The sequence below is a fragment of the Pseudomonas sp. R3-18-08 genome (assembly GCF_003852065.1).
In the GTDB taxonomy this organism is placed as follows: Bacteria; Pseudomonadota; Gammaproteobacteria; order Pseudomonadales; family Pseudomonadaceae; genus Aquipseudomonas.
On sequence record NZ_CP027729.1, the window covers coordinates 5,474,543 to 5,500,311 of the forward strand.

Annotated in this window: 24 protein-coding genes and 1 pseudogene; 10 read left to right on the plus strand and 15 right to left on the minus strand. The window is 61.3% G+C overall.

Annotation, left to right across the window (positions count from 1 at the left end):
- The first annotated feature begins 16 nt into the window (after positions 1-16).
- Positions 17-457: a Cd(II)/Pb(II)-responsive transcriptional regulator gene (cadR, locus tag C4J92_RS25255; protein WP_124368727.1), complete on the plus strand. Its 441-nt coding sequence runs from the start codon at positions 17-19 to the stop codon at positions 455-457.
- 129 nt (positions 458-586) lie between these two features.
- On the opposite strand, the gene C4J92_RS25260 is transcribed toward cadR, so the two are convergent.
- Both C4J92_RS25260 and lgt read right to left on the minus strand, forming a co-directional pair.
- Positions 587-1,420 (minus strand): thymidylate synthase, encoded by an 834-nt coding sequence (locus C4J92_RS25260; RefSeq protein WP_124364845.1) that lies wholly within the window; start codon positions 1,418-1,420, stop codon positions 587-589.
- Between the two features lie 51 nt (positions 1,421-1,471).
- A complete protein-coding gene (lgt, locus tag C4J92_RS25265; RefSeq protein WP_122542012.1) occupies positions 1,472-2,284 on the minus strand; it encodes a prolipoprotein diacylglyceryl transferase in 813 nt (270 codons plus the stop codon).
- Positions 2,285-2,502: 218 nt separating this feature from the next.
- Between lgt and C4J92_RS25270 the strand changes: the two genes are divergently transcribed.
- Positions 2,503-3,249, plus strand: a complete 747-nt coding sequence (locus C4J92_RS25270) for an NRDE family protein (RefSeq protein WP_124405583.1) — start codon at positions 2,503-2,505, stop codon at positions 3,247-3,249.
- Positions 3,250-3,358: 109 nt separating this feature from the next.
- Here the strand turns inward: C4J92_RS25270 and ptsP are convergent, their stop codons facing one another.
- Positions 3,359-5,638 (minus strand): phosphoenolpyruvate--protein phosphotransferase, encoded by a 2,280-nt coding sequence (gene ptsP, locus C4J92_RS25275; RefSeq protein ID WP_124364847.1) that lies wholly within the window; start codon positions 5,636-5,638, stop codon positions 3,359-3,361.
- Positions 5,639-5,660: 22 nt separating this feature from the next.
- Complete coding sequence (locus C4J92_RS25280) at positions 5,661-6,140, minus strand: RNA pyrophosphohydrolase (protein WP_003176750.1); 480 nt, start codon at positions 6,138-6,140, stop codon at positions 5,661-5,663.
- Between the two features lie 143 nt (positions 6,141-6,283).
- Here C4J92_RS25280 and C4J92_RS25285 point away from each other — a divergent pair, with 143 nt between their 5' ends.
- Positions 6,284-6,940 (plus strand): HAD family phosphatase, encoded by a 657-nt coding sequence (locus tag C4J92_RS25285; RefSeq protein ID WP_124405584.1) that lies wholly within the window; start codon positions 6,284-6,286, stop codon positions 6,938-6,940.
- An 11-nt stretch (positions 6,941-6,951) separates the two neighbouring features.
- Here C4J92_RS25285 and C4J92_RS27295 read toward each other — a convergent pair.
- The 3 genes and pseudogenes from C4J92_RS27295 to ilvA all read right to left on the minus strand — a co-directional run.
- Positions 6,952-7,038: pseudogene (locus C4J92_RS27295) on the minus strand (outer membrane lipoprotein carrier protein LolA); the annotation flags it as partial.
- Between the two features lie 8 nt (positions 7,039-7,046).
- Positions 7,047-7,460 carry a DUF2269 family protein gene (locus tag C4J92_RS25295; protein WP_124405586.1) on the minus strand — a complete coding sequence of 138 codons (414 nt, stop codon included), beginning with the start codon at positions 7,458-7,460 and terminating at the stop codon, positions 7,047-7,049.
- A gap of 40 nt (positions 7,461-7,500) precedes the next feature.
- Positions 7,501-9,015, minus strand: coding sequence for a threonine ammonia-lyase, biosynthetic (gene ilvA / locus C4J92_RS25300; protein WP_124405587.1), 1,515 nt, complete (start codon positions 9,013-9,015; stop codon positions 7,501-7,503).
- Between the two features lie 138 nt (positions 9,016-9,153).
- Between ilvA and rpiA the strand changes: the two genes are divergently transcribed.
- Positions 9,154-9,825 carry a ribose-5-phosphate isomerase RpiA gene (rpiA, locus tag C4J92_RS25305; RefSeq protein ID WP_124405588.1) on the plus strand — a complete coding sequence of 224 codons (672 nt, stop codon included), beginning with the start codon at positions 9,154-9,156 and terminating at the stop codon, positions 9,823-9,825.
- 336 nt (positions 9,826-10,161) lie between these two features.
- Positions 10,162-12,108, plus strand: coding sequence for an autotransporter domain-containing protein (locus C4J92_RS25310; protein WP_124405589.1), 1,947 nt, complete (start codon positions 10,162-10,164; stop codon positions 12,106-12,108).
- Here the strand turns inward: C4J92_RS25310 and C4J92_RS25315 are convergent, their stop codons facing one another.
- The 4 genes from C4J92_RS25315 to C4J92_RS25330 all read right to left on the minus strand — a co-directional run bounded on the left by C4J92_RS25315 (position 12,109) and on the right by C4J92_RS25330 (position 16,332).
- Positions 12,109-13,017 (minus strand): SdiA-regulated domain-containing protein, encoded by a 909-nt coding sequence (locus tag C4J92_RS25315; RefSeq protein ID WP_124364855.1) that lies wholly within the window; start codon positions 13,015-13,017, stop codon positions 12,109-12,111.
- A gap of 120 nt (positions 13,018-13,137) precedes the next feature.
- A complete protein-coding gene (locus C4J92_RS25320; protein WP_124405590.1) occupies positions 13,138-14,064 on the minus strand; it encodes an SdiA-regulated domain-containing protein in 927 nt (308 codons plus the stop codon).
- Between the two features lie 183 nt (positions 14,065-14,247).
- Positions 14,248-14,913: a fumarylacetoacetate hydrolase family protein gene (locus tag C4J92_RS25325; RefSeq protein ID WP_124405591.1), complete on the minus strand. Its 666-nt coding sequence runs from the start codon at positions 14,911-14,913 to the stop codon at positions 14,248-14,250.
- Between the two features lie 24 nt (positions 14,914-14,937).
- Positions 14,938-16,332 carry an FAD-binding oxidoreductase gene (locus C4J92_RS25330; protein WP_124372207.1) on the minus strand — a complete coding sequence of 465 codons (1,395 nt, stop codon included), beginning with the start codon at positions 16,330-16,332 and terminating at the stop codon, positions 14,938-14,940.
- 205 nt (positions 16,333-16,537) lie between these two features.
- Here C4J92_RS25330 and serA point away from each other — a divergent pair, with 205 nt between their 5' ends.
- The gene (gene serA, locus C4J92_RS25340; RefSeq protein WP_034116292.1) at positions 16,538-17,767 is read left to right on the plus strand and encodes a phosphoglycerate dehydrogenase; all 1,230 of its coding nucleotides are present in this window, start codon (positions 16,538-16,540) and stop codon (positions 17,765-17,767) included.
- Positions 17,768-17,835: 68 nt separating this feature from the next.
- Here the strand turns inward: serA and C4J92_RS25345 are convergent, their stop codons facing one another.
- Positions 17,836-18,276, minus strand: coding sequence for a DUF4399 domain-containing protein (locus tag C4J92_RS25345; protein ID WP_124405592.1), 441 nt, complete (start codon positions 18,274-18,276; stop codon positions 17,836-17,838).
- 133 nt (positions 18,277-18,409) lie between these two features.
- On the opposite strand from C4J92_RS25345, the gene C4J92_RS25350 reads away from it, so the two are divergent.
- Positions 18,410-18,892 carry a transporter substrate-binding domain-containing protein gene (locus C4J92_RS25350; RefSeq protein WP_124405593.1) on the plus strand — a complete coding sequence of 161 codons (483 nt, stop codon included), beginning with the start codon at positions 18,410-18,412 and terminating at the stop codon, positions 18,890-18,892.
- Positions 18,893-18,983: 91 nt separating this feature from the next.
- Here C4J92_RS25350 and C4J92_RS25355 read toward each other — a convergent pair whose 3' ends face one another.
- Positions 18,984-19,616 carry a 2OG-Fe(II) oxygenase gene (locus tag C4J92_RS25355; RefSeq protein ID WP_124405858.1) on the minus strand — a complete coding sequence of 211 codons (633 nt, stop codon included), beginning with the start codon at positions 19,614-19,616 and terminating at the stop codon, positions 18,984-18,986.
- Between the two features lie 131 nt (positions 19,617-19,747).
- Between C4J92_RS25355 and C4J92_RS25360 the strand changes: the two genes are divergently transcribed.
- Positions 19,748-20,500, plus strand: a complete 753-nt coding sequence (locus C4J92_RS25360; protein WP_124405594.1) for a DUF2059 domain-containing protein — start codon at positions 19,748-19,750, stop codon at positions 20,498-20,500.
- 107 nt (positions 20,501-20,607) lie between these two features.
- Here C4J92_RS25360 and C4J92_RS25365 read toward each other — a convergent pair whose 3' ends face one another.
- Complete coding sequence (locus tag C4J92_RS25365) at positions 20,608-21,549, minus strand: alpha/beta hydrolase (RefSeq protein ID WP_124405859.1); 942 nt, start codon at positions 21,547-21,549, stop codon at positions 20,608-20,610.
- A gap of 99 nt (positions 21,550-21,648) precedes the next feature.
- Between C4J92_RS25365 and C4J92_RS25370 the strand changes: the two genes are divergently transcribed.
- The gene (locus C4J92_RS25370) at positions 21,649-22,224 is read left to right on the plus strand and encodes a DUF6436 domain-containing protein (protein WP_124405595.1); all 576 of its coding nucleotides are present in this window, start codon (positions 21,649-21,651) and stop codon (positions 22,222-22,224) included.
- A 28-nt stretch (positions 22,225-22,252) separates the two neighbouring features.
- Positions 22,253-24,607, plus strand: a complete 2,355-nt coding sequence (locus tag C4J92_RS25375) for a penicillin acylase family protein (protein ID WP_124405596.1) — start codon at positions 22,253-22,255, stop codon at positions 24,605-24,607.
- 120 nt (positions 24,608-24,727) lie between these two features.
- Here the strand turns inward: C4J92_RS25375 and C4J92_RS25380 are convergent, their stop codons facing one another.
- A complete protein-coding gene (locus tag C4J92_RS25380; protein WP_124405597.1) occupies positions 24,728-25,693 on the minus strand; it encodes a GlxA family transcriptional regulator in 966 nt (321 codons plus the stop codon).
- Positions 25,694-25,769: the final 76 nt, after the last annotated feature.

A 25,769-nucleotide genomic window follows, 5' to 3' on the forward strand; every position in this document is an offset into this window, starting at 1 on the left:
TTTGGAGATTGCTGCGATGAAGATCGGCGAACTGGCCAAACTGACCGACTGCCCGGTGGAGACCATCCGTTATTACGAGAAGGAAAGCCTGCTGCCACCGCCGGCGCGCACGGAGGGCAACTACCGGGTGTACACCCAGGCGCACACCGAGCGGCTGATCTTTATCCGCAACTGCCGCAGCCTCGACATGACCCTGGAAGAAATCCGCAGCCTGCTCAGCCTGCGTGACAGCCCACAGGATCAATGCGAAAGCGTGAATGCGTTGATCGACGAACATATCCACCATGTGAAAGCGCGGATCGATGGGCTGCTGGCGTTGCAGGAGCAATTGCTGGACCTGCGCCAGCGCTGTGGCGGCGGGGCGCAGTGCGGGATCTTGCAGCGCTTGGAGGTCAGCGGGAGCGTGCAGGCCAGCGAGGCCGAGCCGTCACATGTGGGCAGAAGCCACGGGCATTAGACTTAAGTGAACGCGGACCAAATGTGGGAGGGGGCTTGCCCCCGATTACGGTGTGTCAGCCATAGAAATGCTGGCTGATCCACCGCTATCGGGGGCAAGCCCCCTCCCACATTTAGATCAGGGCAGACTTTAGATCGCCACGTCAGCCTTGATGCTCGGGTCGGCGTCGTAGCCGACGATTTCAAAGTCTTCGAACTTGTAGTCGTAGATCGACGCCGGTTTACGCTTGATCACCAGTTCCGGCAGCTTTTTCGGCGTGCGCGCGAGCTGGGTCTGGATCTGCTCCATGTGGTTGCTGTACGCATGGGTGTCGCCGGTGGTGACGATGATCTCGTGGGGGATCAGGTCGCACTGCTGGGCCAGCATGTGGGTCAACAACGCCAGGGCGGCCGTGTTATAGGGCAGGCCGAGAAATACATCGGAGCTGCGGATGTATAACTGCATCGACAGATGGCCGTCATGCACAAAGGCCTGGTACAGCAGGTGGCACGGTGGCAAGGCCTGCTTGCCGTTGCGCGCGTTTTCCTGGGGGCTTTTGGTTTCGTCCGGCAGGTATTCGACGTTCCAGCCGTGGAACAGGATGCGACGGCTGTTGGGGTTGGTCTTCAACGTCTCGACCATGTAGTCGATCTGGTTGATCTTGCCGCCGTCCTTGGTCGGCCAGGCAGTCCACTGCTCGCCGTAGACCGGGCCCAGGTCGCCGTCTTCGGTGGCCCATTCATCCCAGATACGCACGCCGTTTTCGTTGAGCCACTTGATGTTGGTGTTGCCGCTCAACATCCAGATCAGTTCGTTGGCGATGCTTTTGAAATGCAGCTTCTTGGTGGTCAGCAGCGGGAAGCCGTCGGCCAGGTTATGCCGATACTGACGGGCGAACACGGCCTTGGTGCCGGTGCCGGTACGATCGCCCTTGGTCAGGCCGTTGGTCACGACGTCGTGCAGGAGTTCGAGGTATTGCTTCATGTGGGTACCCGTAGCGTTGAAGCCGAGGCGCGCACGCCTCGGCGTTCGAATTTAAAGCGCGGTGCTCTTGATGCCTTGTGGGCGGTTGTAAGCCCACCACAGCAGGCCCAGGCCGACCAGGATCATCGGGATGCTGAGCACCTGCCCCATGGTCAGCCAGCCCCACGCCAGGTAGCCCAATTGCGCATCCGGTACGCGCACGAACTCGACGATGAAGCGGAAGATCCCGTAGAACAGCGCGAACATCCCCGACACGGCCATGGTTGGGCGTGGCTTGCGCGAGAAGATGTACAGGATGAGGAACAATGCCACACCTTCCAGAGCGAACTGGTACAGCTGCGACGGATGGCGCGGCAGTTGCGCCGGGTCGCTGAACGGCGGGAACACCATGGCCCACGGCACATCGGTCGGCTTGCCCCACAGCTCGGCGTTGATGAAGTTACCGATACGCCCAGCGCCCAGGCCAATCGGCACCAGCGGCGCGACGAAGTCCATCAGCTGGAAAAACGACTTGCCGTTGCGCCGGCCAAACCACCAGGCGGCGATCATCACGCCGATAAACCCGCCGTGGAACGCCATGCCGCCCTTCCACACCTCAAAGATCAGCGTCGGGTTGGCGATGTAGGCCGACAGATCGTAGAACAGCACATACCCGAGTCGCCCACCGACAATGACCCCCATCGACAACCAGAACACCATGTCGGAGAGTTTCTCCTTGGTCCAGGTCGGGTCGAAACGGTTCAGGCGCCGGGACGCCAGCAGCCAGGCACCGCCGATGCCGATCAGGTACATCAACCCATACCAATGGATTTTCAGCGGACCGATGGCCAGGGCCACCGGGTCGATCTGCGGGTAAGGCAGCATTGCGACTCCTCGTTAAAACATTTAGTCATGACGCACCGGACCATGCCGATGCGCGATTAAGCCTGCGTTACAGCTGCGAGATCAAATTAAGAAGTTCACATACACACCAAACAGCCCGGCATGTTAACGGATGGAAGGTGCGCGGCCCAACTTCGTTACGATGGAACGCCTGCGGTTCTGTGGGTAGAGTGAGGAAAAAACACACAAGGGATCGCCCGATGTGCCTGATTGTTTTTGCCTGGCGGCCGGGCCATGCCCAACCGCTGATCGTCGCGGCCAACCGTGATGAATTCTACGCCCGGCCCAGCCTGCCGCTGGCTCAATGGCCGGATGCACCACAGGTCTACGCCGGCCGCGATCAGGAAGCGGGCGGCACTTGGCTGGGGGTGAACGCCGACGGGCGTTTTGCTGCGCTCACCAATATCCGCGACCCGCACCAGCCGCCGTCACGCAAGTCCCGTGGTGAGCTGGTGGCGCGCTTTCTCAGTGGTTCGCTGCCGATTGACGATTATTTGGCGGAAGTTAACGGTCGTTCGATTGAATATGCCGGGTTTAATCTATTAGTGGGCACGCGGGATGAGCTTTGGCACTACAACGCCAACGAGACCGAGCCGACGCGGTTGGAGGCGGGCGTGTACGGTTTATCCAATGCCGGTTTGGATACGCCCTGGCCGAAGCTGCTCAAGGCCAAGGCGGCACTCGTTGAAATCCTCGACGATCCGCAGCCGGACGCGTTGCTGGGAATTTTGAGCGACCCGCAGACCGCACCGTTTGCTGAACTGCCGGATACCGGCGTCGGCTTGGCGACGGAGAGTTTGCTGTCGAGTGTGTTTATTGCCAGCCCCAGCTACGGGACACGGGCGAGCACGGCGTTGATCGTGAATGCCGACGGCACGCGGCGGATGGTGGAGCGCAGTTTCGGGCCGCAGGGTGGGCGACTCGGCGAGGTCGAGCTCAATCTTTAAATGTGGGAGGGGGCTTGCCCCCGATTGCAGTATGTCAGTCAGAATATCTGGTACTGATACACCGCTATCGGGAGCAAGCCCCCTCCCACATTTTGATTGGCGCCAGGCGTCAGAGGGTTTTTGCAGAAGCCGGGTTGATCATCCGCGTCAACCCCAGGTTCTTCAGCGCCAATTGCAGCGAGCTGTGGATAACTTGCGGGTTGTCGATGGTCATCAGCTCGGCCAGCAAATCCTTGGCCATGCTCAATTCAACCTGGCGCAGCATCCACTTCACTTTGGGCAAGTTGGTGGCGTTCATCGACAGGCTGTCAAAGCCCATCGCCATCAACAGCACCGCCGCTGCCGGGTCGCCGGCCATTTCACCGCAGATACTCACCGGTTTGCCTTCGGCATGGGCGTCGCGCACTACGTGCTGCAGCGCTTGCAGCACGGCCGGGTGCAGGTAGTCGTACAGGTCGGCTACCCGTGGGTTGTTGCGGTCCACGGCGAGCAGGTATTGGGTCAGGTCGTTGGAGCCTACCGACAGGAAGTCCACCTGCCGCGCCAGTTCCTTGGCCTGGTACACCGCTGCCGGGATTTCGATCATCACGCCAATCGGCGGCATCGGCACGTCGGCGCCTTCGTCGCGCACTTCGCCCCAGGCCCGGTGGATCAGGTGCAGGGCTTCTTCCAGCTCGTGGGTGCCGGAGATCATCGGCAGCAGGATGCGCAAGTTATTCAGGCCTTCGCTGGCCTTGAGCATGGCGCGGGTCTGCACCAGGAAAATTTCAGGGTGGTCGAGGGTGACGCGAATCCCGCGCCAGCCGAGGAAGGGGTTGTCTTCCTTGATCGGGAAATACGACAGTGACTTGTCGCCGCCGATATCCAGGCTGCGCATGGTCACCGGCAACGGGTGGAAGGCCTGCAGTTGCTCGCGATAAATCGCCAGCTGCTCCTTCTCACTTGGGAAACGCTGGTTGATCATGAACGGCACTTCGGTGCGGTACAGCCCCACCCCTTCAGCGCCGCGCTGTTGCGCCCGCGCCACATCGGCCAGCAGGCCGGTGTTCACCAGCAGCGGCACGCGATGGCCGTCGAGGGTCACGCACGGCAATTCGCGCAACGAGTCGAGGCCCAGCGCCAGTTGTTTCTCTTCCTCGACCACTTCGGCGTATTGCTTGCGCAGCAATTCGCTGGGGTTGGTAAAGACTTCGCCGCGATGGCCATCGACGATCATGTCGATGCCATCCACCTTGGAATACGGCAGGTCCACCAGGCCCATCACCGTCGGAATGCCCATGGCGCGAGCCAGGATCGCAACGTGGGAGTTACCCGAGCCCAATACCGAAACCAGGCCGACCAATTTGCCCTCAGGCACTTCGCCGAGCATGGTGGCGGTCAGCTCTTCGCTGATCAGGATGGTGTTGTCGGGGTAGACCAGATTGGTGGTGCGGTCTTCCTGCAGGTAGGCCAGCAGACGGCGACCGAGGTCGCGCACATCCGAGGCACGCTCGCGCAGGTAGGCGTCGTCCATCAATTCGAAACGGTTGACGTGATCGGTGACCACCTGGCGCAGCGCGCCCTGGGCCCACTGGCCGGTCTTGATCACGGTCTTGACTTCATTACCCAAGGACGCGTCGTCGAGCATCATCTGGTACACGTCGAACAGCGCACGCTCTTCCGGGCGCAACTGGGTGGCCAGCTTGGTCGACAGGTTGCGCATGTCGGCGCGCACGCCTTCCAGGGCGGTCTTGAACAGTTTGATTTCAGCGTCGATGTCGTGAACGGTCTTGTCCGGCACCACATCGAGGTCGGCCGGTGGCAGCATGACCACCGCCGTACCGACGGCGGCCCCCGGCGAACCCGGCACGCCGACGAACTTGGCCTCCTGGATGCCCTTGCCCTGGCGACCCAGGCCGCGAATCGAGCCCGTAGCTTCGGCGTGGGCGATAACCCCGGCCAGCTGCGCGCTCATGGTCACCAGGAAGGCTTCTTCACCTTCGTCGAACTGGCGGCGTTCTTTCTGTTGGATGACCAGCACGCCGACGACGCGGCGGTGGTGAATGATCGGCGCGCCGAGAAACGAGGCGTAGCGCTCTTCGCCGGTTTCGGCAAAGTAGCGATAACGCGGGTGATCGGCCGCGTTTTCAAGGTTCAGGGGTTCTTCACGCGTCCCCACCAGGCCCACCAGACCTTCATTGGGCGCCATGCTGACTTTGCCGATGGAGCGCTTGTTCAAGCCCTCGGTGGCCATCAGCACAAAACGATTGGTCTCGGGGTCCAGCAGGTAAACCGAGCAGACCTGGCTGCCCATGGCTTCCTTGACGCGCAACACAATAATCCCCAACGCCGCCTTGAGATCCTTGGCGGAGTTAACTTCCTGGACGATCTTGCGCAGCGTATTGAGCATGGCTCGGGGTCGAACTCCGTCGTCAGTCGCGCGCTAAAAGGCGCGGGGCAAGCTCTTTGAGAGCGCGACGATAAACCTCGCGCTTGAATGTCACCACCTGGCCCAGCGGATACCAATAACTGACCCAGCGCCAGCCATCGAACTCCGGTTTACCGGTCAAATCCATCCGCACCCGCTGCTCATTGGAGATCAGGCGCAGGAGAAACCATTTCTGCTTCTGGCCGATACACAGCGGTTGGCTGTGGGTACGCACCAGGCGTTGCGGCAAACGATAGCGCAACCAGCCCCGGGTGCAGGCCAGAATCTGCACATCTTCGCGCTCAAGGCCGACTTCTTCGTTCAACTCACGGTACAAGGCGTCTTCAGGGGTTTCGTCGGGGTTGATCCCACCTTGAGGAAACTGCCAGGCATCTTGGTTGATTCGGCGAGCCCATAGCACCTGTCCGGCATCATTCGTAAGAATAATCCCGACATTAGGACGGAAACCATCGGGGTCGATCACGGCAACAACCTCGCAAACGCATGTCGCCGCATTGTTCCACAAAGGTTCATCCAGCGGCAACGAGGCTTCTTACCTTATGTGCACTCTTGTGAAAAGACCGTATTCTGGACGCCTTTTTACAGACTTTTCAGCGAGTAACCGCAATGCGCCTGGCTTTATTCGACTTGGACAACACGCTCCTGGGCGGTGACAGCGATCACGCCTGGGGTGATTACCTGTGTGAACGCAGGATTCTCGACCCGGTAGCTTACAAGGCGCGTAACGACGCGTTCTATCAGGACTACCTGGCCGGCAAGCTGGACAACGCCGCTTACCTGAACTTCTGCCTGGAAATCCTCGGCCGCACCGAGATGGCTCAGTTGGACGAATGGCACAACGACTACATGCGCGACTGCATCGAGCCGATCATGCTGCCCAAGGCCGTGGAACTGCTGGCCAAGCACCGCGCCGCCGGCGACATGCTGGTGATCATCACCGCCACCAACCGTTTCGTCACCGCGCCGATTGCCGCACGGCTGGGGGTTGAAACCCTGATTGCCACCGAATGCGAGATGGAAAATGGCCGCTACACCGGGCGCAGCACCGATGTGCCATGCTTTCGTGAAGGCAAGGTGACGCGCTTGAACCGTTGGCTGGAAGAGACCGGGTATACCCTGGAAGACAGCTACTTCTATAGCGACTCGATGAATGATTTGCCGCTGCTGGAGCAGGTGACTCATCCGGTGGCGGTGGATCCAGACCCCAATCTTCGTGCTGAGGCTGAACGGCGCGGCTGGCCGGTGATTACGCTGCGCAGCTGACCCCCCACCCCTGTAGGAGCGAGCTTGCTCGCGAAAAACCTGAGAGCGCCGCGTGCATCCAGGATACCCGCGTCATCGTTGACGTTCTTCGCGAGCAAGCTCGCTCCTACACGGGTTTGGCCCCCATCAGCCCGGCAATCGCCACAAACCCCACCAAACTGACCGCCGCCAGCACCAAGGTGAAATTCAGGCTACCGCCCTCGCCTTTACGCAGCCGATTGAGCCGCGCCACCAGCCAGAACCAGGCCAGCGCTGCCACGGTATACAGAATGCTGGAACCCAGGATCCAGGTTTGCCCCAGCGGCCAGCCGACCAGGTGCACCATCCACCAGCCGGTGAACGGCATGCTCACCAAACAAATGCCCATCAGCAGCCAGACGAACGCCCACGGGCGTTGCACGATCATCGCCGGCCCGGCGCTGCGCTTGCGCCAGGCCAGTACTGCCAGACCCAGGCCGCTGAGCAGCAGCAACACGGTGGCGGCGATGTGAATAACCTTGAGGGTGGTCAGCGTTTCCATAGTCTCGATTCCTTGAAGGCCGCTCAGTCAGCGTAGTCGCTCAACCGAGGAACAACTGGTAGGCCGGGTTTTCGCTTTCATCCCAATACGGGTAGCCGATCTCGGCGAGGGCGGCCGGGACCAGGTGGCGCTCGTCCGCCGGTACTTGCAGGCCGGCGACCACCCGGCCGTCAGCCGCACCGTGGTTGCGGTAGTGGAACATCGAGATATTCCAGCGCCCGCCCAGTTTGTTAAGAAAGTTGAACAACGCCCCCGGCCGTTCCGGAAATTCAAAACGAAACACCAGCTCGTCACTGACCTTGGCCGCATGCCCGCCGACCATATGGCGGATGTGCAATTTGGCCAATTCGTTTTCGGTCAGGTCCAGCACCGGGAAACCCTGGTCGGTGAGGCTGGCGATCAATGCGCTGCGCGGGTCGTTTTCCGGGTGGGTCTGCACGCCGACGAAGATGTGCGCCTCGCTGCCGGTGTGATAGCGGTAGTTGAATTCGGTGATCTGGCGCTTGCCCACTGCCTCGCAGAATGCCTTGAAGCTGCCCGGTTTCTCGGGAATGGTCACGGCGATGATGGCTTCGCGGCCTTCACCCAGTTCGGCGCGTTCGGCCACATGGCGCAAGCGGTCAAAGTTGACGTTGGCGCCGGAGTCGATGGCAACAAAGGTCTGGCCGCTGACGCCACGGGTCTCGACATACTTCTTGATCCCGGCCACGCCCAATGCGCCTGCCGGCTCGGTGATCGAGCGCGTGTCGTCGTAGATATCCTTGATTGCCGCACAGATTTCATCGGTGCTGACGGTGATCACTTCATCCACATAGTCTTTGCAGATGTCGAAGGTGTGCTGGCCGATCTGCGCCACCGCCACGCCATCGGCGAAGATACCCACGGTCGGCAGCACCACGCGCTCACCCGCCGCCATCGCCGCTTGCAGGCAGTTGGAGTCGTCCGGCTCGACGCCGATGATCTTGATGTCCGGGCGCAGGTATTTCACATACGCCGCAATCCCGGCGATCAGCCCGCCGCCGCCCACCGGCACGAAGATCGCGTCCAACGGCCCTGGATGCTGGCGCAGGATCTCCATCGCCACGGTGCCCTGCCCGGCAATGGTGTGCGGATCATCATAAGGGTGAATGTAGACGTAGCCTTTTTCATCGACCAGCTTCAGCGAATAGGCCAGGGCTTCCGGGAAAGAATCACCGTGCAGCACCACCTTGCCGCCGCGCGAGCGCACGCCTTCGACCTTGATTTCCGGGGTGGTCTTGGGCATCACGATCGTTGCCTTGACCCCCAGCACCTTGGCCGCCAGGGCCAGGCCCTGGGCATGGTTGCCCGCCGAGGCGGTGACTACGCCGCGTGCGCGCTCCTCTGCGCTGAGCTGGCACAGCTTGTTGTAGGCGCCGCGAATCTTGAACGAGAACACCGGCTGCAAGTCTTCGCGCTTGAGCCAAATCTGGTTGCCCAGCCGCTCGGAAAGCTGGCGGGCAGTCTGCAGGGGTGTTTCTACGGCAACGTCGTAAACGCGCGAGGTGAGGATCTTTTTGACGTAGTGTTCAAGCATCGGCAGGCATCTACTTCAGGGGTTGGGCAGGGCCAGGGAGTCTAACCCGGCTTTTGGCCGGGAGACCACACGAATCCCAAGGTTTGTTGGGGTATACTCGCCGCCCTCGATCACTCCCCCGCCCGTTCCGGAGCCCGCATGACCCAGGATCAACTCAAACAGGCAGTGGCCCAGGCCGCTGTCGATTTAATCCTTCCCAAACTCGACGACAAGAGCATCGTCGGCGTCGGCACCGGCTCCACTGCCAACTGCTTTATCGATGCGCTGGCCCATCATAAAGGTGCGTTCGATGGCGCAGTGGCCAGCTCCGAAGCGACCGCCGCGCGCCTTAAAGGCCATGGCATTCCGGTGTACGAGCTCAACACCGTGAGCGACCTGGAGTTCTACATCGACGGCGCGGACGAAAGCGACGAGCACCTGAACCTGATCAAAGGCGGCGGCGCAGCCCTGACCCGCGAGAAGATCGTCGCGGCCGTGGCCAAGACCTTCATCTGCATTGCCGACGCCAGCAAGCTGGTGCCGGTGCTCGGTGCATTCCCGCTGCCGGTGGAAGTCATCCCGATGGCCCGCAGCCACGTGGCCCGTGAGCTGGTGAAACTGGGCGGCGACCCGGTGTACCGTGAAGGCGTGTTGACTGATAACGGCAACATCATCCTCGATGTGTTCAACATGCAGATCACTAATCCGGTGGAGTTGGAGACGCAGATCAACGCCATCGTTGGCGTGGTCACCAACGGCCTGTTCGCCGCACGCCCGGCGGATGTGCTGCTGTTGGGTACCCCGGAAGGCGTGAAAACCCTCAAAGCTTAATAACACCGCAGTGCCAATGTGGGAGGGGGCTTGCCCCCGATGACAGTGTGTCAGTCAGAATATCTGGTACTGATACACCGCTATCGGGAGCAAGCCCCCTCCCACATTTGATAGCGATCCGCTCTGGTTTTCTGTAACACAAACGCTACTTTTCGCAGCACTCCTCTCCAAAACCGTGCGCTCTGTCACGGCCCGTCTGGTATCCAATCCGTTACAAATTACAACCAAGCGACCCACGCGTTTAACAATGCGCCAATTCGCCGCCGCCCATGGAATGAGGCGCGCATTGTGCAAAGCGTCTGCGCTTGAACCTCTCATCACCTCAAGGAAGACCCTGTGATAAAGCCCCTAGCCTTCGCTCTCAGCGTCGCCGGCACCCTGCTGTCGACGCACCTTCAGGCCTATGATTATGGCCAGCACGCCACCACCACCCTGGAAAAACTGATCAACGACTACCCCGGGCGTTATCGCGACACGGCCAATTTCGCCGGGGCGGCCGATTGGATGCAGAGCCAGATGGGCACGGCCTACAGCATCAGTCGCCAGGACTTCACCTGGAACAACGGCAGTCGCGCCTCGCAAAACGTGGTGGCCTACGCCGCCGGCACTAAACCGCAGTACGTGGTGATCGGCGCGCACTTCGATACCTACTTCGGTCGCCCTGCCCTGCAAGGCCTGGACGACAACGGCTCCGGCGCCAGCGTGCTCACCGAGGTGGCGAAGAACCTGGGCGGGCTGCAACTGGAAAATGGCTTGCAGGTGGTCGGCTTCGGCGCGGAAGAAGAAGGCTTGCGCGGGTCCAAGGCCTTCGTTGAGTCCCTGAGCGCAAGCCAACGCGCCAACATGCTCGCGATGATCAACCTCGACAGCCTGATCACCGGCGACATGATGTATGCCCACGCCGGCCAGAACAGCGCGGCCAACCCCAGCCTGGCGGCGTTGCGCGAACACACCTTCCAGATCGCCAGGGAACTGAATATCCCCCTGTTCACCAACCCCGGCCTGGACCCGCAATACCCCAAGGGCACCGGCTGCTGCAGCGATGGCGAACCGTTCGAACCGCTGAATATCCCGATCCTGTATGTCGAGGCGACCAATTGGGAACTGGGCGACCTGGATGGCTACACCCAGACCGACAATCCGAAAATCCCCGGCGGCTCGACCTGGCACGACCCGAACGAAGACAATAAGGCCGTGCTCACCGATGCCTTCGGCCAAGCGCGCATCGACCAGCGCCTGCGCGATTATTCGCGCCTGCTCAGCCGCCTGGTGCTGGAACTGACCAATGCCGACTTGATGGCCTCAACCGCCTCGGGCGGCGCTGTCGCACGCAATATGCAGGACAACCTGCAGCGTCAACATCAGGCCGCCGTGCGCTTGCACGACCGCCGCTGGCTGACCTTGCAGTCGGCCAGTCGTGAAGTGGGCAGCTTCGATGGCGAGATCGGCGTGGACGGCGAATACAACCCGGACAGCGGTTTCGACCGCGCACCCAACCCAGAGGCCCGGCAGTTGGGCGTGCATGCGCTGGGCGACTACCAACTGAGCTCAGCCCTGAACATCGGCGCCAGCCTGAGCTACCGCAACGGCCGCGACACGCTGGAGCACCGCGGCAAACTCGATAGCGACACCTGGCAGGCCGCCGTCTACGCCCTGCTCAACGACGGCGGGCCGAGCTGGCTGGCCGGTGACCTGAGCGCCGGCCATACGCGCTTCGATTCCAAACGCAACCTGCTGATCCAGGCCAGCGGCGGGCCGGTGCTGCTCAACCAGCACCTGACCGGCAAGACCGACGCGCTGTCCCTCGGCGCACGGGTGCTGGGCGGCTACGACTTCGATTTCGGCGCCCTCCAGAGCGGGCCCTTTGCCGGGCTCGATTACAGCCACTACCGCATCGATCAGTTCCACGAGAAGCAGGACCTGCGCACCGCGCTGGACTACGAAGAACAGTCGTTCGACTCCCTGGAAGCCAGCCTGGGCTGGCGCGTGCGCGGTGCTGTCGCTCTGCCTTACGGCTTGAGCCTGATGCCTTACGGCGACATCGCGTGGGTCAAGGAATTGGCCGATGGGCGTCTCGACGACCTGCAACTGACCGCCCACGCCGATGGCCAGGCCCGCACCGCCAAACTGGGGTCAGTCGATAAACGTTTTGGCCGTGCGCAACTCGGCAGCCAATTGGCAATCACCCCGCAATTGGGGGTGTACGCCGAAGTGAACAGTCGGCTCGGCCATGCCGAGGGCAGCCAGACCGGCTACTCGCTGGGTGTGCAGTGGATGTTCTGATCAGGGCTTCTTGAACACGTAAAACAGGTTCGGCTCACTGACGAGGTACAGCGTGCCCTCGTCATCCATGGCGATCCCTTCGGCCTGCGGCACACGTTTTTTCAGGCCATGGCGCCCGTTGAGCAATGACAGACTGCTTAACGGGCGACCATCGATATCCAGTTCCAGCACCAGGAACGACTCATCGGAAAGCGCCAGTAAATGGCCGCTGCGCTCGTCGTATTGCAGGCTCGACAGGTCGCGCACAAACAGCCCGGCATCACGCTTGGGGTTGTTGATCACATGCACCGAGTAGGTTTTTTCCGCTTTGAAATGGGGAAAGCCGTGGACCTCATAGATCACCATCGGGTCGCGTTCCTTGGCGACAAACAGGCGCTTGCCCACCGAGTCATAGGCCAGGCCTTCGAAACCCTTGTTGCTGCCGATGTGCACGCCAAGGGTCATCTGCTCCGCATCGGCGGCATCGAGAAATTGCGTGTCATCGTCCACATGCACTTTGATCAGGCGCTGTTGGCGCTCGTCACTGATCACGTAAATATTGTCGCTGATGAACTCCACCGCCTCGGCATCGCCAAACCCCACCAGGGGAATACGCCGCAGGATCTTGCCTTGCAGGGACAGCTCGACCAATTCGGCGTTTTTATTGGTGACGGTAAACAGGCTTTTGCGCACCGGGTCGTAGGTGAGGGCCGACACATCGTCGTCGAGCCCTTCGATCACCTGGCCTTCCAGGGAGACGCGGTAATCGGCCAGACCGATGCCACGCTCATCCGCAGGCTGGTGCCACACCTGCCAGTTGAACCAGGCACGCTCGAACAGACGGAATTGCTGCGCAACGATCGCGGCGGCGACCAGCGCAATCAACAGCAGGATTAAAAGAGCAGGTTTGGGGCGGGCGAATCGACGCATCGTGGCGGGCTCAGAGAAAAACTGGCGAATAGATATCAAGATCGCCTGAATTTAAACTTAAACGCAACGGGCTGTCTGGTGAATGCCGCTTTTTAGGACGTGTCCGACGTAAGACGTAGGTTATTTCTGTTTTTCAAACCGATAGAACAAGTTTGGCTCGCTGACGATATACAGCGTACCGCTCTCGTCCATGGTTACGCCTTCGGCACGCGGGATGGTGTCCTTGAGGCCGTTGAAGCCGCCCAGCAGGGTCATGAAGCTGACTTGCTCGCCGGTTTCATCCAGCTCCAGCAGCAGGTGGGAGTCGGCGGACAGCACCAGCAGGTGCCCGGTACGCGGGTCGACGGCCAGGGCGGACAGGTTGCGCACATCCAGTTCGGTACTCGCCCGTTTCTGCTTGTCGCCTGTCAGGCTCTGGCTGCCGTCGCTCTTCCAGGTAAACAGTGCCGGTGGGCGCTCTTCGCCCAGCACCAACTGCTGGTTGCGCGGGTCCCAGGTGATTGCTTCAAAGGCTTTATTCTGGTCCTTGGACGGGCCCAGGTCATAACTGGGGAAATCGGCCTTGTTCAACGCCGTGGTGCCGGCGTCAACCTTGACGATGGTCAGGCTGTGCTCGCGCTCATCGACCACGGCCATCAAGCCATTCTCCATCACCGTCAGGCCTTCCGGATTGTTCCAGCCGTTGAGGGGCATCTTGCGCAGCACGTCGCCTTGCAGGCTCAGCTCCACCAGGAACGGGTTCTTCCCCATCACGGAGAACAGGGTTTTGGTGCTTGGGTTGTAGGACAGGTCCGAGGCCTCGTCCTTCTCCATGCCGGGCAGCAACTTGGCGTCGATGACCGCGTGATAGTCCGGCAGCCACACGCTTTCCCGGCGTTCGGCCGGGCTTTCAAAACCCTCCAGCACCCACAACACACCGCGATCATCCCAGTGCATGGCCCAGGCGATGCCATACAGGATCGCACCGGCCAGAAACACCCAGGAATACCAGCGCATGGTCGAGCGAGAGCGAAGCGTAGGTTTCGAGGTGGGCAGAGGCACGGCCATTGAGGGCTTTTTCCGGAAGTCAGCTGTAGGGAATAGAGCAAGAAGCTGGAATTATGCGGATGGCGTGTGAAAAAAATGCAAAACCCATGTGGGAGGGGGCTTGCTCCCGATAGCGGAGTGTCAGGTACAGGTTAACTGGCTGACACACTGCAATCGGGAGCAAGCCCCCTCCCACATTTTTTTTCAGCGCACGACGCTCTCGAAGCGGTTGACGCCCGACAGCTCCAGCACCAACTTGTCACCCACATTCAGCGGCCCTACGCCAGCCGGGGTGCCGGTCAGGATTACATCGCCCGCCTGCAGGGAGAAGCAGCCGGCCATGTGCTGGATCATCGGCACGATCGGGTTGAGCATCTGCGCGCTGTTGCCGTTCTGGCGGACTTCGCCGTTGATGGTCAGGCGAATGCCGATATCGGTAACGTCCGCGAACGTGCTGCCGACCACAAAAGGCGCAATCACCGCCGCGCCGTCGAACGACTTGGCGATCTCCCACGGCAGGCCCTTGGCCTTCAACTCAGCCTGTTTGTCGCGCAGGGTCAGGTCCAGGGCCGGGGCGAAGCCGGAGATGGCGTCCAGCACTTCTTCGCGGCTTGGGTTGTTCGACAACGGCTTGCCGATCAACACGGCGATTTCCGCTTCGTAATGCACCGAACCGCGCTCGGTAGGAATAGTGAAACCGCCTTCCAGCGGCACCACGCAACTGCCCGGCTTGATGAACAGCAACGGCTCGGTCGGCACCGGGTTGTCCAGTTCCTTGGCGTGTTCGGCGTAGTTACGTCCGATACACACCACTTTGCCTACCGGAAAGTGGATGCTGGTGCCGTCGATATACTTGTGCTGATAGCTCATGGAGCGACTCCTTAAAAAGCATCCTTAAACAGCGAAGATCTTGCCTGGGTTCATGATCCCGTTCGGGTCGAACACCGCTTTCACGGCCTTCATGTATTCGATTTCAACCGGTGAGCGGCTGTAAGTCAGGTAATCGCGCTTGGTCATGCCCACGCCGTGTTCGGCGGAGATCGAGCCGTTGTATTTGGCGACGGTCTCGAACACCCATTTGTTCACGGTGGCGCACTTGGCAAAGAACTCGTCCTTGCTCAGGGTTTCCGGCTTGAGGATGTTCAGGTGCAGGTTACCGTCGCCAATGTGGCCGAACCAGACGATTTCGAAATCCGGGTAGTGCTCGCCGACGATAGCGTCAATTTCTTTCAGGAAAGCCGGCACTTTGGAAACGGTGACCGAAATATCGTTTTTGTACGGCGTCCAGTGGGAAATCGTCTCGGAGATATATTCGCGCAGCTTCCACAGATTATGCAGCTGGGTCTCGCTCTGGCTCATCACGCCGTCCAGCACCCAGCCTTGCTCGACGCAATGTTCAAAGGTCTCCAGGGCGTGATTGGCGACTTCCTCGGTGGTGGCTTCGAATTCCAACAGCGCGTAGAACGGGCAATCGGTTTCGAACGGCGCAGGCACGTCGCCACGCCCGAGGACTTTGGCCAGGGCCTTGTCGGAGAAAAATTCGAAAGCGGTCAGGTCCAGCTTGCTCTGGAAGGCGTGCAGCACCGGCATGATCGAGTCGAAGTCGGTAGTGCCGAGCACCATGGCGGTCAGGTTTTTCGGCGCACGGTCCAGGCGCATGGTGGCTTCCACCACAAAACCCAGGGTCCCTTCGGCGCCGATGAACAGCTGGCGCATGTCGTAGCCGGTGGCGTTCTTGATCAAGTCACGGTTCAGTTCCAGCACATCGCCTTTGCCGGTGACGACTTTCATCCCGGCCACCCAGTTACGGGTCATGCCGTAGCGAATCACCTTGATCCCACCGGCATTGGTGCCGATATTGCCGCCAATCTGGCTGGAACCGGACGATGCGAAATCCACCGGGTAGTACAAGCCATTTTCTTCGGCGACGTTCTGCAATTGCTTGGTGACCACACCCGGCTGGCACACCGCGGTGCGGTCGGTAAGGTTCACGTCGAGAATCTGGTTCATATAGTCGAATGACACCACCACTTCGCCATTGGCCGCCACCGCCGCCGCCGACAGGCCAGTGCGCCCACCGGATGGCACCAACGCCACCTTGTGAGTATTGGCCCAACGGACGATGGCCTGCACCTGCTCGGTGGTCTTGGGAAAGACGATGGCGCACGGCGCGGGCGCGAAGTGTTTGGTCCAATCCTTGCCGTAAGCCTCCAGGGAGTCGGCGTCGGTCAGCACTTTGCCGGGCTCAACCAGGGTCTTCAGCTCATCAATCAGGGCAGGATGGGTCATCGACAGAACTCTCGAACAATTCATGGTCATCCTGAGAACGCTTCACGTCGCAGGAATAGGTGTTTAGCGGGGCGCGTATGCTAGCATACCGCCCCCGCAGGACAGAGCCCAAGGGCGTTTCTGCGGTGACGGCTTTCCTGCCGTCCGGGTCAGCTTGCGCTGCTCGATTCCCTGCCATTTTTCTCCGGGATACAGGTTTACGCAGATGAGCAAGACTTCTCTCGATAAGAGCAAGATCAAGTTCCTTCTTCTGGAAGGCGTCCACCCATCGGCTGTCGACGTTCTGAAAGCCGCCGGGTACACCAGCATTGAGTACATCACCAGTTCTCTGCCGGAAGCCCAGCTCAAGGAAAAGATCGCCGACGCGCACTTTATCGGCATTCGCTCCCGTACTCAGTTGACCGAAGAGATCTTCGACCACGCCAAGAAACTCGTGGCGGTCGGCTGCTTCTGCATCGGCACCAACCAGGTCGACCTCAACGCAGCGCGCGAACGCGGCATCGCGGTGTTCAACGCACCCTACTCCAACACCCGTTCCGTGGCGGAGCTGGTGCTGGCCGAGGCCATCCTGCTGCTGCGCGGTATCCCCGAGAAGAACGCTTCCTGCCACCGTGGCGGCTGGATCAAGAGCGCCGCCAATTCCTTCGAAATCCGCGGCAAGAAGCTGGGTATCGTCGGTTACGGTTCGATCGGCACTCAACTGTCGGTATTGGCAGAAGGCTTGGGGATGCAGGTGTTCTTCTATGACACCCTGACCAAGCTGCCCTTGGGCAACGCCACCCAGGTGTCGAGCCTGACCGAGCTGCTGGGCATGTCCGACATCGTCACCCTGCACGTTCCGGAAACTGCCGAAACCCAGTGGATGATCGGCGAGAAGGAAATCCGCGCTATCAAGAAAGGCGGGATCCTGATCAACGCCGCGCGCGGTACAGTGGTCGAGCTGGACGCCCTGGCCGAGGCGATCAAGGACAAGCACCTGATCGGCGCCGCCATCGACGTGTTCCCGGTAGAGCCACGCTCCAACGACGACATTTTCGAAAGCCCGTTGCGCGGCCTGGACAACGTGATCCTGACCCCGCACATCGGCGGCTCTACCGCTGAAGCCCAAGCCAACATCGGCCTGGAAGTCTCGGAAAAACTGGTCAAGTACAGCGACAACGGTACCTCGGTATCGTCCGTGAACTTCCCGGAAGTGGCCCTGCCGGCTCACCCTGGCAAGCACCGCCTGCTGCACATCCACCAGAACATTCCGGGTGTGATGATGGAGATCAACAAGGTCTTTGCGGAAAACGGCATCAACATCTCAGGTCAGTTCCTGCAGACCAACGAGAAGGTCGGCTACGTGGTGATCGACGTCGACGCCGAGTACTCGGACCTGGCGCAAGAGAAGCTGCAGCACATCAACGGCACTATTCGTAGCCGTGTGTTGTTCTAACGCTTTAAACGCCGCAAAAAAATGGGAGGCCCACAGGGGCCTCCCATTTTTTTTTGCCTGAACAGCGCTTACTTGACGTTAACCGTGATGACTTTCGAGGCGACCGTCGGGTTGAACTGCATGTGCAGTTTGTCGCCGGCCACCAGTTGCAAGGTGTGCTTGCCGGGCGTCAGGGTCAGTTCGGTTTCAGTCTGGGCCTTGCCGTAATGGATCACGGTGTCGGTGGCCGGAATCGGCAGTTTCGCATCGGGCAATTCTTTCTGGTCGATCAGCAGGTGGTGGTGACCGGTGCCGGCCGCCTGGTCGGTGGCCGGCGCCAGTTGCAGGCCTTCCATGCCGAATTTCACGGTGAAAGTCTTATCGACGGTGGCGCCGTCTTTGGGCGAGACGATGAATACTTTCGCGCCTTCAGGCGGCGCGCTGCGCGGGATGCCGTCGGCGGCAGTGGCCAACATCGAAGCACCCAGCATCAAAGAGGCCAGGGTTGCACGGGACAAAAGGGCTTTCATTCGCTTCTCCAGTTTTTCGTGAAATCTGTAGGGTTATGACAACTTCGCGACAAATTGCTGTCCAAGGCACTCGACACCATAGCAAAGCGATGCTGAACGGCGTCTCGCCCGTACGAATTCTTTAGGAGTGACCATGCGCTTTTCGCCTGGCCTGTTACTGCTGCTTCCCCTTCTAAGCGCCCCGGCTCACGCCGAGCTGATCGATGATGTCAACGATCGCGGTGAGCTGCGCATCGCCCTTGAAGCCAACACCCCGCCTTACAATTTCAAGGAGGGCGAGAAGCTCACCGGCTTTGAGGTCGAGCTGGGTGAACTGCTGGCAAAGGAGATGGATGTGCGTTCCTCGTTTATCACCACCGATGATGCCGACCTGCTGCCTGGCGTGGCGACCGGCAAATATGACGTGGCGCTTAACCATATCGCTATGACTGCCGAGCTTGAGGATCAGTTCGATTTCAGCGCGGCGTATCACCAGAAGCCTGAGCTGGTGATCCCGTTCCAGAAGGGCAACCCGGCGTTCAAGACCAGCCTGGACAGTGCGTTGAAGCGGGTGAAGGATGATGGCCGACTGAAGGCGTTGGAGCAGAAGTGGTTTGAGGGCAATGCACCGCAGTGACCCAATGTGGGAGGGGGCTTGCCCCCTCCCACATTTGCTCCCGGCATGGCTTTAAAGATGAGCTAGCAGCCAGCCAGATTCTTCCGCCAGATTAAAACGGCTCGTTACCGCGCCGACGGAACCAGCCGGTCAGGGACAGGCGTTCACGCGTGGCAGGCAGGACCTCGTGGGGCACTTCGCCGGAGAGGAACACCACCAGGCTGCCGCCGGTGGGCACCACGTCGTGTTCGATGCCGCCCTTGAGGTACATGCGCAACTGCCCGCCGTGTTCGGGCAGCCAGGCGTCGTTCAAATAGATCACGGCCGAGACCATGCGCCGGTCATCGTCGCGAAAACGATCCACATGCTTGAGGTAGAACGCCCCGGGCGGGTACATCGCGAAGTGGCTTTCGAAGTCTTCCAGGCCAAGGAACAGGCCACGGTTCATGGCCAGGCGCAGGCTGTCCATTATCGCCATGTAGGTATCGCAAACGGCGGCATCGCCCTCTTCCAGCCATTGGATGTGGTCGCCGCGAATCCCCTCGCGAATTTCCTGGGCGGGCCCGCGCCCCACCGCCGCCGGCGCCAGCTCACCTTCAGCCGCACGTTTACGGCACTCAGCCGCCAGCTCCAGGGTCAGAGCCTGGGGCAGGAAGGCATTCTGCTGCGACCAGCCTTGTTCGGCCAGGTCGTCGACAATGCGTTGCAGCAGGGGGTGATCAAGGGGCATTTGCATGGCGCGCATAGTATCCATACGCCTGTGAATCCGACAGCGCCGTCGAGCGCTCGAATACACTTTAGTCAGGTGACTGATAGGACTTCTCGACAAATCCTACGCCCGACACGGACAATAGTGGCCGACTGACAGGAGTCCTTATGCGTCGTTTGTTTCTTTCCTTGCTGATGTTCTGCGTTTTGCCCGCCTGGGCAGACGGCCATGACCAGTTGTACAAGGTTGCCGGCTGGGCCGAACAACGTGCGCATTTCAATGACGCCCTTAACGCCGCCCAACAGCGCTACCGCAACAGCCTGCCGCCGGCGGTGTACCAGGCGCTGGTGGACAACAGCAACAAACGCTTCGCGGCTCAGGCCATGGATCAGCGTGCCGAGGCCCAGTTGCGCAAGCACCTGGCGGACCCGAAACCGGCCCTGGCTTTTTTCCAGTCGCCCCTGGGCCGCAAGATTGTCGCCGCCGAATTGCTGGCCACGCGTCGCGACCAATTGGCGAAAAACGCCCAGGGCCTGCCGAAAATCCAAGCCGACGCCACCCGCAGCCTGATCATCGGCCACCTGGCCCAGGCCCTGCCCGCGCGTGAAGCGGGCGCCGAAGTCAGCCTGGCGATTGCCGGCGTGGCGGCGGACAGCTTGAGCCAGATGATCCCCGGCCTGTTGGGCGGTGGTCAGGCTCAGGGCATGTTGAACGGGCAGCGTGAGCGGCTGATGCAGCAGATCGATAAGGATCTGAATAACACGCTGCTGTACGTCTATCGGGATTTGTCTGACCCGGAATTGGAAGAATTCGCTACGTTTGCCGAATCGCCGGAAGGCAAGGCGTATTACCAGGCAGCGCTGGCCGCCATCCGCGCAGGCCTTGCGGTCGGCCAAAGCACCTCCAGCCTTACGCAGTAGAAAAAAATGTGGGAGGGGGCTTGCTCCCGATTGCGGGGGGTCAGCTACACATAAGTTGACTGGCACACCGCAATCGGGAGCAAGCCCCCTCCCACATTTGGATTGTGTTACTTCAGTTGGTCTGTCAAATACCGGAAGTACTCTTCGCGAATTTCTGGAATTTCATTGGCCAGGTGATGCCTGCCGCGCTTGAGCATCAGCACTTGCGGCTGGTCGAACTTGCTGCGCAGTACCTGCAAATTGTGCTGCCAATCCACCGTCATATCCTCTTCACCCTGCACGATCACCGGCCGCCGTGGGCTGCGCGGTGCGGCTTCGATGCGTTTGATCCAGCGCGCCAGGGCGCCTACCCAGGCGGTCGGCAGTTGGCGCGGCTGCAACGGGTCGGCTTCGAGAAAGGGCTTGAAGGCCGGGTCGTTGGAGTTATCGCTGAACCGTCGCGCGATGCCTTTGACGAACGGGCGCAGCAGGTAATAGCTGGCTTGCGACCAGCCCCATGCACGCGGACGTACCAGCGGCGACAGCAGAAAGGTCTTGCCCTGGGCCGGGCTTTCGGCGCCGTGGTTGAGCAGGTGATCCACCACGATGGCGCCGCCGGTGCTTTGCCCGAACAGGTGCCAGGGTTGCGGCAATTGCAGCGCCTGGGCCTCGGCGAACAACGCCTGCACTACGTCCTGGTACACCGCAAACTCATCGATACTGGCACGCACGCCGCTGGACAAACCATGGCCCGGCAGGTCGCAGGCGATCACCACGAAGCCCTGGTCCAGCGCCCATTCCACTACGTGGCGGTACAGCCCCATATGGTCGTAAAAGCCGTGGAACATAAACATTGTCGCCACCGGCGCAGGCGGCCACCATACCTGCGCCACCACCTCGAACCCGCCCACCTCCAAGCGCCCCAGACGGCTCACGGCCGGCACCTTGCGTGCGCCCAAGTCGAGTCCATAGAAACGTTGATAGACCCGCGCCTCGGCTGACAAAGGCTGCGCATCCACCAAGGGCCGCAAGCTTTCGCGCAGATGATCAGGGTCAAAGTTAACGGGCATAAAGGCTTCCAGACTGACGGTGAAGATGAATATCGAGCTGCGATATTCATCTGTCAGGACAAGCATGGCAAGCTACGCGACCCGCGAGGATACCTCTGAATGCGACAGCCCTACCGCACTGCCTTGTTCGCCAGCCTGGTGCTGATTATCTGCGCCGCCGTGCTGTGGGCCGCGTATGACTGGTTCCAGGGCCGTTACCTGCGCGCCTTCAGCGAACACACGGCGGTGTTCTCCGGCGATGCGCTGCAACTGCCCGCCGCACTGCGCGGGCCTGGGCCGATTCGCCTGGTGCACTTCTGGGACCCGGCCTGCCCGTGCAATGTCGGTAACCAGCAACACCTGAGTGAGCTGATCGAGCAATACGCGCCGCAAGGTGTCGAGTTCTATGCCCTGCAAAAGGCCGGCAGCCACGGCGCCCTGCCGGACAGCCTGCGCCTGATGAAAACCCTCGACGCCCTGCCCGGCGCCGATCAGGTGCCGGCCAGCCCGGCCGTGGGCATCTGGGACCGTACAGGCAAGCTGGCGTATTTCGGGCCGTACAGCGAAGGGCTGACGTGCAATTCCGGCAACAGTTTTATCGAGCCGATCCTCAAGGCCCTCGAAGCCGGGCGCGAAGTGAATGCCACGCACACCCTGGCGGTGGGCTGCTATTGTTCGTGGCCTAAGGAACCGTAGTCGGTCCATTCAGGGTTAAGGAAAGTCGATGAAGCGTGTCTTGCAGGCTCTCGTGGTGCTGGTTGTGCTGGTCGCCCTCGGCGCCGGCTGGTACGTCTACAGCAAGCAACCCACCCGCCAGGGCACGGTCACGCTGGCGCACTTGCAAGGCTCGGTCACGGTGCGCTACGACGACCGTGGCGTGCCGCATATCCGCGCCGGCAACGAGGCCGACCTGTACCGCGCCCTGGGCTATGTGCATGCCCAGGACCGGCTGTTCCAGATGGAAATCATGCGCCGCCTGGCCCGTGGCGAGCTGGCCGAGGTGCTCGGGCCCAATCTGCTGGAGACCGATAAGCTGTTTCGCAGCCTGCGGATTCGCGAGCGCGCCTCAAGCTACGTCGAGCACATGAACACCGACTCGGCCGCCTGGAAGGCCCTGCAAGCCTACTTGGACGGGATCAACCAATATCAGGCCAGCCACGCCAGCCCGATGGAGTTCGACGTGCTGGGCATCCCCAAGCGCCCGTTCACCGCCGAGGACTCCATCAGTGTCGCCGGGTATATGGCCTACAGCTTTGCTGCGGCCTTTCGTACCGAACCGGTGCTGACTTACGTACGCGACCAACTGGGCAGCGACTACCTCAAGGTCTTCGACCTCGATTGGCAAGCCAAAGGCGCCCTTAACCTGGCGGCCGGCGACTGGAAGACCCTCGGCGCCCTCGCCAGCCTGAGCGAGCAGGCCCTGGCTGACAACGGTTTGCCGCAATTTGAAGGCAGCAACGCCTGGGCCATCAGCGGCAGTCGCACCCAGAGTGGCAAACCATTGCTGGCGGGCGACCCCCATATCCGCTTCTCGGTGCCGTCGGTGTGGTACGAGGCGCAGCTGTCGGCGCCCGGCTTTGAGTTGTATGGCTACCACAACGCGCTGGTGCCGGTGGCCTTCCTCGGGCACAACCTGGACTTCGGCTGGAGCCTGACCATGTTCCAGAACGACGACCTCGACCTGATCGCCGAAAAGGTCAACCCGGCCAACCCTAACCAGGTCTGGTATCACGGCCAGTGGGTCGACATGAGCAGCAGCGAACAGCAGATCCAGGTCAAGGGCCAGGCCCCGGTCACGCTGACCCTGCGTCGCTCGCCCCACGGCCCGATCGTCAATGACGTGCTCGGTGAAAACGCCGGCACCACACCGATCGCCATGTGGTGGGCGTTCCTCGACAGCGAAAACCCGATCCTCGAGGGTTTCTACCAGCTCAACCGTGCCGACTCCCTGGCCAAGGCACGGGCGGCGGCGGCCAACGTCTCGGCGCCTGGGCTGAATATCGTGTGGGCCAATGCCAAGGGCGATATCGGCTGGTGGGCGGCGGCGCAGTTGCCGATACGCCCAGCCGGCGTCAACCCGGCGTTCATCCTCGACGGCAGTACCGCCCAGGCCGACAAGCTGGGCTTCTACCCTTTCAGCGCCAACCCCCAGGAAGAAAACCCGGCGCGCGGCGATGTGGTCTCCGCCAATGCCCAGCCGGCGTCGCCCACCGGCATGGAGATTCCCGGTTATTACAACCTGGCCGACCGTGGTCAGCAGCTGAATGCGCAGTTGAGCGACAACAGCGTGAAGTGGGACGTCAACAACAGCCAGGCCCTGCAACTGGGCACCACCACTACCTTTGGTCCGCGCCTGCTGGCGCCGCTGTTGCCGGTGCTGCGTGAGGTGGTCACAGACCCGGCGCAGGTAAAGCTGGTGGAGCAACTGGCAAGCTGGAAAGGCGACTACCCGCTGGATTCCACCAGCGCCACCCTGTTCAACCAATTGCTGTTCAACCTCGTTGACGCCACCTTCCACCCGAAACTGGGCGACGCTATGTTCAGGACCCTGCTCGGCACCCGCGTGATCGACGCCGCCCTGCCACGCCTGGCCGCCACGCCGGATTCGCCCTGGTGGAACGGCACGCGAGCCGGCACCGTCAAGCTGGCCTGGGACAACAGCCTGGCGCACCTGAAAGCCACCTTCGGCGATGACCCGTCTCAGTGGCAGTGGGGCAAGGCGCACACCCTGACCCACGGCCACCCGCTGGGCATGCAGAAGCCGCTGGACAGGCTATTCAACGTGGGCCCCTTCGCGGCGCCGGGCAGTCACGAAGTGCCGAACAACCAGACCGCCATGATCGGTCCGGCGCCCTGGCCGGTGACTTACGGCCCCTCGACCCGCCGCCTGATCGACTTCGCCGACGCGGCCCACGCCTTGACCATCAACCCAGTGGGGCAAAGCGGTGTGCCCTTTGATGCTCACTACAGCGACCAGGCGCAAACCTATATCGAAGGCGGCTACGAGCAGACGCATTTCAATGAAGAGGAAATCACGGCCAATACCCGTGGCACCTTGAAATTGTTGCCTGCCAGATAGCTATGTTCCACTCGATTAAAATGTGGGAGGGGGCTTGCCCCCGATTGCGGTGGGTCAGCGACACATGAGTTGACTGACACACTGCTATCGGGGGCAAGCCCCCTCCCACATTAGTTATCGCTACACGGGCGCCGCGAAATTGAGCCTGAACTGCTGCGGCGTCACGCCCAGCCGACGGTTGAACACACTGCGCATGTGCTGCGCATCGCGAAAACCGCATTGGTAGGCCACCGTCTTGAGCGGCGCGTGCGTGCTTTCGAGCATGACCCGCGCCGCATCCACCCGCGCCCTCTCGACAAATTCCGCCGGCGTAACCCGCGCTTCACGGGCGAACACCCGGGAGAAATTGCGCGCACTCATATTCGCCGCCCTGGCCAGGTCGGCTATGCCCAGGTCCCCGGTCAGGTTCGCCAGCACGTACAACTGCACCAACGCCACCGCCGAGGTGGTTTCGGCATGGGGCGTGAGGAACGGGCTGAACTGTGACTGGCCGCCCGAGCGCTGGGTGAACACCACCAGGCGCTTGGCCACGCTCAATGCGACTTCCGGGCCATGGTCCTGGGCCAGCAGGTACAGCGACAGATCGATCCCCGCCGTGACCCCGGCCGAGGTGTAGAGGTTGCCGTCCTGCACATACAGGCGGTCGGCTTCGACCTGGGCCGAGGGGCACAACCGGGCCAGGTCGGCAGCGTCTCCCCAATGGGTGGTGACGGTTTTACCGTCCAGCAGACCGGCGCGGGCCAGCATGAAGGCGCCATTGCAGATCGAACCAAAGCGTCGCGCCCGCGCGGCGGCAGCGCGCAGCCAGTCATCGAACGTCGGGCCAAAATCCTCGAACGGCAACTGCGGGCCACCGGCGACCAGCAACAGGTCATAAGCCTGCAGGGCCTCGCTGTAATGCCGGTGGGCCTGCAATGACAACCCGTTGGAACAGGCCATGCTGCCGCGTGCAAAGCCGATCACGTCCAACTGATAGTGGTCTTCAGCCGCGAGGAAGCGGTTGGCCTCGCAGAACACGTCCATAGGCCCGGTCACGTCCAGTGACTGGACGCCTGGGAAGATCAGGATGGCGACGGTTTTGCCCATGCTCACAGACACCTTTTCTTAGCTGAATAAAACACAGAACCCTGTGGGAGGGGGCTTGCTCCCGATGAGGCCGTGT

Coding starts and splice junctions, on each gene's coding strand:
- cadR (WP_124368727.1), top strand. CDS start 17: ATGAAGATCGGCGAACTGGCCAAACTGACCGACTGCCCGGTGGAGACC.
- C4J92_RS25260 (WP_124364845.1), bottom strand. CDS start 1,420: ATGAAGCAATACCTCGAACTCCTGCACGACGTCGTGACCAACGGCCTG.
- lgt (WP_122542012.1), bottom strand. CDS start 2,284: ATGCTGCCTTACCCGCAGATCGACCCGGTGGCCCTGGCCATCGGTCCG.
- C4J92_RS25270 (WP_124405583.1), top strand. CDS start 2,503: ATGTGCCTGATTGTTTTTGCCTGGCGGCCGGGCCATGCCCAACCGCTG.
- ptsP (WP_124364847.1), bottom strand. CDS start 5,638: ATGCTCAATACGCTGCGCAAGATCGTCCAGGAAGTTAACTCCGCCAAG.
- C4J92_RS25285 (WP_124405584.1), top strand. CDS start 6,284: ATGCGCCTGGCTTTATTCGACTTGGACAACACGCTCCTGGGCGGTGAC.
- C4J92_RS25295 (WP_124405586.1), bottom strand. CDS start 7,460: ATGGAAACGCTGACCACCCTCAAGGTTATTCACATCGCCGCCACCGTG.
- ilvA (WP_124405587.1), bottom strand. CDS start 9,015: ATGCTTGAACACTACGTCAAAAAGATCCTCACCTCGCGCGTTTACGAC.
- rpiA (WP_124405588.1), top strand. CDS start 9,154: ATGACCCAGGATCAACTCAAACAGGCAGTGGCCCAGGCCGCTGTCGAT.
- C4J92_RS25315 (WP_124364855.1), bottom strand. CDS start 13,017: ATGCGTCGATTCGCCCGCCCCAAACCTGCTCTTTTAATCCTGCTGTTG.
- C4J92_RS25320 (WP_124405590.1), bottom strand. CDS start 14,064: ATGGCCGTGCCTCTGCCCACCTCGAAACCTACGCTTCGCTCTCGCTCG.
- C4J92_RS25325 (WP_124405591.1), bottom strand. CDS start 14,913: ATGAGCTATCAGCACAAGTATATCGACGGCACCAGCATCCACTTTCCG.
- C4J92_RS25330 (WP_124372207.1), bottom strand. CDS start 16,332: ATGACCCATCCTGCCCTGATTGATGAGCTGAAGACCCTGGTTGAGCCC.
- serA (WP_034116292.1), top strand. CDS start 16,538: ATGAGCAAGACTTCTCTCGATAAGAGCAAGATCAAGTTCCTTCTTCTG.
- C4J92_RS25345 (WP_124405592.1), bottom strand. CDS start 18,276: ATGAAAGCCCTTTTGTCCCGTGCAACCCTGGCCTCTTTGATGCTGGGT.
- C4J92_RS25350 (WP_124405593.1), top strand. CDS start 18,410: ATGCGCTTTTCGCCTGGCCTGTTACTGCTGCTTCCCCTTCTAAGCGCC.
- C4J92_RS25355 (WP_124405858.1), bottom strand. CDS start 19,616: ATGCGCGCCATGCAAATGCCCCTTGATCACCCCCTGCTGCAACGCATT.
- C4J92_RS25360 (WP_124405594.1), top strand. CDS start 19,748: ATGCGTCGTTTGTTTCTTTCCTTGCTGATGTTCTGCGTTTTGCCCGCC.
- C4J92_RS25365 (WP_124405859.1), bottom strand. CDS start 21,549: ATGCCCGTTAACTTTGACCCTGATCATCTGCGCGAAAGCTTGCGGCCC.
- C4J92_RS25370 (WP_124405595.1), top strand. CDS start 21,649: ATGCGACAGCCCTACCGCACTGCCTTGTTCGCCAGCCTGGTGCTGATT.
- C4J92_RS25375 (WP_124405596.1), top strand. CDS start 22,253: ATGAAGCGTGTCTTGCAGGCTCTCGTGGTGCTGGTTGTGCTGGTCGCC.
- C4J92_RS25380 (WP_124405597.1), bottom strand. CDS start 25,693: ATGGGCAAAACCGTCGCCATCCTGATCTTCCCAGGCGTCCAGTCACTG.